The 6,034-nt window shown below is 35.2% G+C and carries 7 protein-coding genes and 2 pseudogenes; 8 read left to right on the forward strand and 1 reads right to left on the reverse strand.

Annotated features, from left to right (window positions below; genetic code table 11):
• Positions 1 to 32: 32 nt before the first annotated feature.
• Positions 33 to 920, reverse strand: coding sequence for an alpha/beta hydrolase (locus IPK14_17440; protein MBK7995096.1), 888 nt, complete (start codon positions 918 to 920; stop codon positions 33 to 35).
• A gap of 304 nt (positions 921 to 1,224) precedes the next feature.
• Between IPK14_17440 and IPK14_17445 the strand changes: the two genes are divergently transcribed.
• The 8 genes and pseudogenes from IPK14_17445 (at position 1,225) to IPK14_17480 (ending at position 6,010) form a co-directional block, all read left to right on the forward strand.
• Positions 1,225 to 1,482, forward strand: coding sequence for a hypothetical protein (locus tag IPK14_17445; GenBank protein ID MBK7995097.1), 258 nt, complete (start codon positions 1,225 to 1,227; stop codon positions 1,480 to 1,482).
• Positions 1,483 to 1,531: 49 nt separating this feature from the next.
• Positions 1,532 to 2,143: a PHP domain-containing protein gene (locus tag IPK14_17450; GenBank protein ID MBK7995098.1), complete on the forward strand. Its 612-nt coding sequence runs from the start codon at positions 1,532 to 1,534 to the stop codon at positions 2,141 to 2,143.
• A gap of 95 nt (positions 2,144 to 2,238) precedes the next feature.
• Positions 2,239 to 2,628 carry a DUF2007 domain-containing protein gene (locus tag IPK14_17455; GenBank protein MBK7995099.1) on the forward strand — a complete coding sequence of 130 codons (390 nt, stop codon included), beginning with the start codon at positions 2,239 to 2,241 and terminating at the stop codon, positions 2,626 to 2,628.
• Positions 2,629 to 2,662: 34 nt separating this feature from the next.
• Positions 2,663 to 2,970: pseudogene (locus IPK14_17460) on the forward strand (divalent-cation tolerance protein CutA).
• Positions 2,971 to 3,572: 602 nt separating this feature from the next.
• The gene (locus IPK14_17465; GenBank protein MBK7995100.1) at positions 3,573 to 4,004 is read left to right on the forward strand and encodes a hypothetical protein; all 432 of its coding nucleotides are present in this window, start codon (positions 3,573 to 3,575) and stop codon (positions 4,002 to 4,004) included.
• Positions 3,995 to 4,312: a DUF4388 domain-containing protein gene (locus tag IPK14_17470; protein ID MBK7995101.1), complete on the forward strand. Its 318-nt coding sequence runs from the start codon at positions 3,995 to 3,997 to the stop codon at positions 4,310 to 4,312. Before IPK14_17465 ends, IPK14_17470 begins: the two co-directional genes overlap by 10 nt.
• A 379-nt stretch (positions 4,313 to 4,691) precedes the next feature.
• The gene (locus IPK14_17475) at positions 4,692 to 4,913 is read left to right on the forward strand and encodes a hypothetical protein (protein MBK7995102.1); all 222 of its coding nucleotides are present in this window, start codon (positions 4,692 to 4,694) and stop codon (positions 4,911 to 4,913) included.
• 7 nt (positions 4,914 to 4,920) lie between these two features.
• Positions 4,921 to 6,010, forward strand: a pseudogene (locus IPK14_17480) (AAA family ATPase).
• Positions 6,011 to 6,034: the final 24 nt, after the last annotated feature.

A 6,034-nucleotide genomic window follows, 5' to 3' on the forward strand; every position in this document is an offset into this window, starting at 1 on the left:
TACTATAAAATTAATTAGCTAGTAAATAATTTTTATTGGCGGCTAGCAATATTACTTAAAAATTCTAATAGAGCATCTAAAACTTTTTCTGGGGCTTCTATTTGTGGATAATGGCCTATATTATGTAATGGTACTACATCAGGATTTGGAATCAATTCGCGATACCGATCAGCCATTGCTTGCCCAGAAGTAGGTGCAAACATCCCATTAATTAAGCGTAAAGGAACTTTGGTTGTTTGCATTGCTCCTACCCAACGATTACGAAACTTTTTTCTTTCTTCTAAATAACGGATGATTTTATGTGCTGCTGCTGTCCCATTATTGTATTTTAAGAGTTGCCAGTAATTATCTACTTCTCTTTCTGTTGGCTTAGTATTTGGGCCAAACATTGCTATAAAACCTTTCTTAAATTGCCCTTCAGAAATTAATTTACTAAAAATTGCGCCTAATGGACTCATCAATAATTTTTGAATTAGTAAAGCTTGGTGTGCTTCAGGAAACATTCCACCATTAAGAAAACAAATCCCTTTTATTTCAAAACCTGCTTGGTTATTTTTTTTTCGATCTTCATAACGGGCTAATAATTCTTGTGTAATAGTATCACCATAATCTTGAGCTAAAATATAAGCTTGCTTTACTTCTAAACACCTAAGCAATGTTTCGTGTAGTGTAGTTTGATAATCAATAGAATAAACATCTTCAGCAGGTTTATCAGAGAAACCAAAACCTAGCATATCAGGAGCAATAACTCTGAAACGCTTGGTTAATTCGGGCCATAAAAGATGCCAATCCCAAGACGAAGTTGGAAAACCATGAATACAAATTAAAATATCTTCTCCTTGACCATCATCACGATAAAAGACCGTGTGGCTACCATATTTAAGGTATCCACCTTCATTTTTCCAATCTTCTAACTTCATTAGTTTTTCCTTCTATTAATTATCAAGAGAGTAAAGCAAATTTAACTTTTTTTACTATTTTTTTGCAATAACGAGATTACAGTTATTTAGGATTACTTATTTTAAGTTAAAATAGCAAAATATCAGTCTGCTAGATAGTAGGAGTTTAATTTGTGGATATAAAACTAAAAAAAGAAGGGCTAGCGTTTAGGTGTGAAATCTGTCACCAATCAGATCTTTTGATGCTTTTAATAACTTTTGCCAACGTTGCACCAACTTAGCAAAACAAGCTGATGAACTAGCTAAAACACCTAAAGATTTAAGTTTGCAATATCGTTGTCAAGTGGTTGCAACAATTGTGGGTATTAGCTTATTAACAATAGGTTTAATATTAGGAGCAGCTTTTGGGGGTTTTACAGGCAAAGTTTTAATAGGTCATGCAGGAGTAGTTTTAGGATTATTTCCAGGTGCTTTACTAGCTAGTTTTACAATGATTCAACTAGCTAAAAATTTCTCACAACAGAGAAAAATTAAACTCGTACCTTTTTTTAGCACAGCAATTAGAATATTTAATAAAACCTAGTAATAGCTAAATATTCTAAATAAATTATTTAGAAAGATAACAATATTTTATGATTATAGATTTACATATTCACACTATTTATTCGCAAGACTCTTTAATTGCTCCTGAAGATTTAATTGAACAAGCTATTTATGTTGGATTAGACGCAGTTTGTGTAATGGAACACAATTCATTTCAAGCATCAGAAACCGCAGAAGAGTTTGCTCTAGGGACAGGACTAAAAGTCTTTCGAGGAGTGGAAGTTACAACAGATTTAGGGGATCTGTTAGTTTATGGAGTTAATCAAGCACAATGGCAAGAATTTGAAAATAAAACTAACCTACCAGCACAAAAAATTGTTGATTATGTTCGTAGTTGTGGAGGTGTTTGTATTCCTGCACATCCTTTTCGCTTTAAAGCTGCTAGTATTGGTGAGAAGTTAGAAACTTTAATAGGTATTTTTGCTATTGAAGGCTATAATGCAAAGTCAGATATTGAAGAAAACCGCATGGCTTGGGAAAAGGCAGAAAAACTTAATCTAAAACTTACTGGTGGAAGTGATGCACATGTAGTAGGCCAAATAGGAAAATGTGTAACAGAATTTCCATCTAATATTGAAAATATGTCAGAACTTGTTGAAGCCTTGAAAAGCGGTAATTTTCAAGCTAAATATTTATTTTAATTCTAGCCTTAAATAGCTTGCTGCCAACTTAAAGGGTTTTGTACAATTAACCCTTTCTTACTTTATTAGATTCTTTCAAATTAAGGATATATACTATGCCATTTTGTCCTAAATGCCTTTCTGAGTATAAGCGAGAAATTACACATTGTAATGAATGTGACCTAGATTTAGTTGAAGAATTGACAGATGAAAACAGAATCCATGATATTAGCGATGCACCAATGGTAGAATTACGTAGGTTTTCAACTGCTACTGAAGCACAAATGATACGAGGACTTTTAGAGCAGAATGATATTCGAGCCTTAATACAAGGTGAAACTAGTAGCAGTGGTTTATTTCCAGCCGCTACATCAGTAGTTTTACTAGTAGATGGACGAGATTTTTCTAAAGCAAAAGAATTAGCAGAAGCCTACCTTATAGCAGAAATAGTTATGGATGAAAAGATATTGGTCAGCCTGAAGAAACGGAAAAGACGAAATTGCTAGACAATCTGTAGAGGTCTTAAAACAAACTACTGCTATGGTAGTTTTAATTACTGTAGATAAAAAAGAACTAGCTGACAAAATAGCAGAAAGCCTAGTAGTAGAAAACCTTGCAGCCTGTGTCAATATTGTTAATCAAATAGAATCGGTTTATCGTTGGGAAGGAAAGCTTTGTCGTGAACAAGAATTGCTTTTAATTGCTAAAACTGACTTAGCTTTTTATCAACGATTAGAAGAAAAAGTAAAAGAGTTACATGCTTATGACACTCAGAAATTATAGCTTTGCCCATTAATCGCGGTTCAGAAAAGTATTTGGATTGGCTTAGAGAGTCCTTAAATTTATAAATCTATATTTAGTACACTGTAAACTAAATATTCTGATATTTTAATCTTAAGCCCCAACGGGGTGACAGATATGTAGCCTAGGGCGCAAGCCCTACGTATGATTTAGCATTAAAAGACTATGTCGCCCTTACAGGGCTTAAAGAGACTTAACTATTATTTCCTAGGGCTTGCGCCCTAGGCTACAGTTATGTCGCCCCTCTGGGGCTTAAGAGTTAAGAATACAAAATTGCTATATTACTTAGTTTGCAGTGTAGTTAGTACAGCGTAAACTAAGTAATCTGAAATTTTTATTTCTTAAAGCCCCAACGGGGCGATAGATATGTAGCGTAGGGCGCAAGCCCTACGTATGATAATGAGCAATTCCCAAAAAGCCCCAACGGGGCGACAGAAGTATTTTCTTAGCATTTAAAGACTATGTCGCCCTTACAGGGCTTAAAGAGACTTAACTATTATTTCCTAGGGCTTGCGCCCTAGGTTACAGTTATGTCGCCCCTTTGGGGCTTAAGAGTTAAGAATACAAAATTGCTATATTACTTAGTTTACAGAGTATTTAGTATGTTCTTATGGTAAAAATCTAGTGTTCCTTTAGCTTAATAAATAAAATGTTTGGAAGTAAGTCTAATCCTTTTGCAGATAACAAATCTTCTGTAGATATTGAAGGTGTAATTCTGGATTCAGAGTTACTTCTAAAATATCGTTTTGTTGAAAGAGCTATTAGCACGTTAGAAAAAGCTATTGAATCTTGCCCTAAGAATATTTCTTTACGAGAAAAATTATTAGAAATTTATGTTGATTATAATTTACCAGATAAAGGGGCTGAACAAGCCCTAGCTTTATCAAAGATTTATGCTGAATCAGGAGATATAGATCGTGCAAATGAAAATATAATGCAAGCAAAAGGTCTTAATCCTGCTTTATCAATAAATTTAATTACCCCAAATGCAGAGGCACCTAGAAGAGCAATAACCCAACCCTTACAACCAATACCCCAATGCAACATATACCTAGGCCAGCCGCCAGACCAATGCCCCTAATACCTAGACCAATACCTAGGCCATTACCCCGCCCACAAGCTACTTATCCATCCGTCCAACGTGAAAAAGCTGTAAAAAGTATTAACAGGAGATCTATCAACAATTACTATTTTGATGTAATTCAAATAGTGGAAAATAGCCGTATTACTGGGATACTTACTATTAATGCTACTACTGTACAAGGAAAAATTTACTTTAACTATGGACAAATTGCAGATGCTCAAATGGGGGAATTACGTAGTAATGCAGCTTTTCGATGTTTTGTTGAACTAGAAGAAGGCCGTTTTGAAATGGAAAATCTCCTGTAGAATTTAAGCAAAACATTACTGCTCCTAATAATACTAATTTGATTTTGGATATTTTAAGAGAAGTTGATGAGTCAAAACGCGACCAATGATGGGATAGATAAAGTAGGTTAGTGTATTTTAGGAAGACATTCTATTGCTTGTTTTTAAGAACAAAGCTTAAATTATCTTTTTACTAGTAAGTTTAATAAAATCTGTAAATAATTGGATGGTTTATGCACCGAGATAGATTTACAATTCGCGCTCAAGAAGCTATAGATTCAGCTACTAAGCTGGCAGAACGTCACAAAATCAACAAATTGACGAACACTGCTTATAACTATGCTTGAATCAAATGAGGAGTAATTAGACCTATTTTAGAAAAATAGGAATACGTCCTCCAATGATTTTGGCAGAGCTAGAAGAAGCAATAAAAAGCTTACCTAAAGTTACTGGGACAAGTCAGGAAAGATTTTTTCCTCCCGCCTTTATTCAACTTACTGCTGCACAAAAAGAAGCCGACAAACTCCAAGATGCACATATCAGCACTGAACATTTGCTGCTTGCTATAGCAGAAGAAAAAATGGTGCTGCTGGCAAAATACTTCGCCAACACGGGTTGTTAATAAAGACTTGTTAAAAGTCTTAGAACAGTTTCGAGGTGGTGAGAAAATTACAGATCAAGACCCTGAATCACGTTATCAATCTTTAAGTCGCTATGGTCGGGATTCAACCGAACTAGCTCGAATAGGTAAATTAGACCCTGTAATTGGACGAGATGATGAAATCCGTCGGGTTGTTCAAGTTTTGTCCACACGTACTAAAAATAACCCTGTATTGATTGGAGAACCTGGAGTTGGTAAAACTGCTATTGTTGAAGGACTAGCACAAAGAATTATTTCTGGTGATGTAGAAGAATCTTTACGTAATAAACGCTTGGTAGTATTAGATTTAGGTGCGATGTTAGCAGGTGCAAAATATCGTGGTGAATTTGAAGACCGCCTTAAGGCAGTTTTAAAAGAAGTTACTCGACCCGATAGCAACATAATTATGTTTATTGATGGAACTACATACCCCAGTAGGTGCTGGCGCGGCAGAAGGGGCAATAGATGCTTCAAATATGCTAAAACCTGCCCTAGCACGTGGTGAACTTCGTTGCATAGGGGCAACAACCTTAAATGAATATAAAAATACATTGAAAAAGACGCAGCACTTGAGCGACGCTTCCAACAAGTCTATATTACTGAACCAAATATAGAGGACACAATTGCTATTTTACGTGGCTTAAAAGAACGCTATGAAGTCCACTTATGGAGTAAGAATTAAAGACACTGCAATTGTTTCAGCTACAATGCTTTCACAACGCTATATTGCTGATAGATTTTTGCCTGATAAAGCAATTGATTTAATTGATGAGGCTGCATCACGTCTAAGAATAGAAATTGACAGCCTACCAACAGAGATTGACGAGGTAGAACGCGAAAGAATTCAGCGCGAAATAGAGCGTCAAGCACTCCAAAGAGAAGATGATCCAGTTTCACGCGAAAGATTAGCTAAAATTGAGCAAGAAATTTCTGAATTAAAAGAGAAAAGTGCAGGAATGAAAGCTCGTTGGCAGTCAGAAAAGGAAATTATAGAACGTATTAGTTCTAAAAAGAAGCCCTGGAAAATATGCGTATTCAAGCTGAACAATTTGAACGAGTTGGAGATTATGGAAAAGTAGCAGAAATACGCTATGGAAGTATGG

The organism is Blastocatellia bacterium (genome assembly GCA_016713405.1).
GTDB lineage: Bacteria > Acidobacteriota > Blastocatellia > Chloracidobacteriales > JADJPF01 > JADJPF01.

Excerpts from the sequence above, each read along its gene's own strand:
- IPK14_17440 (MBK7995096.1), bottom strand. The coding sequence starts at position 920 with ATGAAGTTAGAAGATTGGAAAAATGAAGGTGGATACCTTAAATATGGT.
- IPK14_17450 (MBK7995098.1), top strand. The coding sequence starts at position 1,532 with ATGATTATAGATTTACATATTCACACTATTTATTCGCAAGACTCTTTA.
- IPK14_17455 (MBK7995099.1), top strand. The coding sequence starts at position 2,239 with ATGCCATTTTGTCCTAAATGCCTTTCTGAGTATAAGCGAGAAATTACA.
- IPK14_17465 (MBK7995100.1), top strand. The coding sequence starts at position 3,573 with ATGTTTGGAAGTAAGTCTAATCCTTTTGCAGATAACAAATCTTCTGTA.
- IPK14_17470 (MBK7995101.1), top strand. The coding sequence starts at position 3,995 with ATGCCCCTAATACCTAGACCAATACCTAGGCCATTACCCCGCCCACAA.
- IPK14_17475 (MBK7995102.1), top strand. The coding sequence starts at position 4,692 with ATGATTTTGGCAGAGCTAGAAGAAGCAATAAAAAGCTTACCTAAAGTT.